At 45.4% G+C, this 566-nt stretch carries 1 pseudogene; it reads left to right on the forward strand.

The features are described 5' to 3' along the window. Positions 1-566, forward strand: a pseudogene (locus R7Q46_RS29120) (anthranilate synthase component I); the annotation flags it as partial.

Below are 566 nucleotides of genomic sequence, written 5' to 3' on the forward strand. Positions count from 1 at the left end.
AATTTGACGGCGAAACACTGACTTTAGAATTCATCCAACCTTGCGATACGATTGATGAAGATTCTCGTCTACAAGAAGCCTCTTCTTTTGATGCACTTCGTTTGGTACAGCACAGTTTTGATCTTTCTTCGCAAGACAAACATGCCATTTTCCTTGGTGGCCTATTTGCGTATGACTTGGTGGCGAACTTCGAACCATTAGGAGACGCGGTAGCAACAAACCAGTGTCCGGATTACGTCTTCTATGTTGCGGAAACATTGCTGGTTGTAGATCACCAAACAGAATCCTGCCAACTGCAAGCAACATTGTTCGTTGACGGCTCGCAAAAAGCAGCGCTAGAAAGTCGAATCGAAGATATCCGAGCTCAATGCACATCGCCAAAGCGTCTTCCAGACGCAACGCAAGTGGCCAATATCACAGCTCAACCAAGCGTTTCGGATCAAGATTTCTGTCAAATCGTCCGTGATCTAAAAGAATTCGTGGTAAAAGGCGATATTTTCCAAGTAGTTCCTTCTCGTCGATTCACATTGCCTTGCCCTTCTCCGCTAGCAGCTTACAAAGAGCTA

This window comes from Vibrio sp. 811 (assembly GCF_033339195.1).